The following is a 1,107-nucleotide window of genomic DNA, read 5'->3' as shown; positions in this document are numbered from 1 at the left end:
GGCTTAAAATGTGAATGCTTACAGCATACTTTGTCGAGTACATGATCATCAGCTCCTCTATTTGTTACCATTATAGTCTCAAATGAAATATTTGTCAATGAACGAATCTTCTTTATAGTATTAATTTTCATACAATTTTATATATTTAAAAGATATATAAGTTATTAATTATCAATTTTCTTAATGAATTTTTTTACTAATAGATGTGAATAAAAATACAAAGTTAATTAAACATTAAAAATAACTCAACCAGGATTGAGTCATGCTATGGCATCATTAGAAGATGAACTTGGTATTTCTCTATTTGAAAAAGAAGGTCATAATATAGTATTTTCATATAAAATTACAACTTTATATATTGTTGCTTTAGCATCTATTAATATTAATTATTAGTGTAAAAAAAAGCTAATAGTCTTTTAATAACTACTAGCTCATCTAATATAATTTTATAATTTTTTAATTCAATTATTCTATAGAATGATTTTATATGAGGCAGTTGCACAAACAACCAAATATAATATTTAAATTAAATCAACTTTTTCTTCTATTATATTTCCTTAAATTTAACTTATGATAATACCTTCCTAATCAAACCAGAAAAATACCTAGCCGCCACAATCAAAGCCTCTTCATCCAAATTATAAGATGGATGATGCCACTCCTTGCTTCCTCCGACTCCCATCCATACGAAATAGCCTGGAATTTTAGTTTGATATAATGCAAAGTCTTCTCCACCTGCACTTTGTTTTGCTTCTACAACTTTATATCCTAATTCTGTTGCAGCTTCTGTTACTACTTTAGTATATTTATCATCGTTATAAACAGATGGTGCATATGGGTACCATCTAAAGTCTATCTTTGCGCCAAAGGCTGATGCTATTCCTTCTACATTTCTTTTCATTAAATTAGGAATAATATCACGAACATCATTTTGAAATGTTCTTACTGTCCCTTCAAGTTCAGCTTTTGAAGGTATTACATTCCAAGTGTTTCCTGCTTGAAATCTTGTTATACTTATAGCTACATTGCTAAATGGAGTTAAGTTACGACTTACAACTGTTTGTAAGCTAGAAACTATTTGGCTTGCTACTACAATAGGATCAATAC

The 1,107-nt window shown here is 28.5% G+C and carries 2 protein-coding genes; one reads left to right on the top strand and one right to left on the bottom strand.

Features of this window, described 5'->3' with window-relative positions; translation table 11 throughout:
• The first annotated feature begins 240 nt into the window (after positions 1-240).
• A complete protein-coding gene (locus tag E6248_RS16455) occupies positions 241-393 on the top strand; it encodes a LysR family transcriptional regulator (protein ID WP_396335169.1) in 153 nt (50 codons plus the stop codon).
• 175 nt (positions 394-568) lie between these two features.
• Here E6248_RS16455 and E6248_RS16250 read toward each other — a convergent pair.
• The coding region (locus E6248_RS16250; protein WP_316341802.1) for a M20/M25/M40 family metallo-hydrolase at positions 569-1,107 on the bottom strand (539 nt) is incomplete at its 5' end.

Origin of the sequence: Clostridium sp. (assembly GCF_032552055.1) — a bacterium.
Classification (GTDB): Bacteria; Bacillota; Clostridia; order Clostridiales; family Clostridiaceae; genus Clostridium.
Note: the sequence above shows the minus strand (reverse complement) of the source record. Positions and strands in the feature narration are given on the sequence as shown.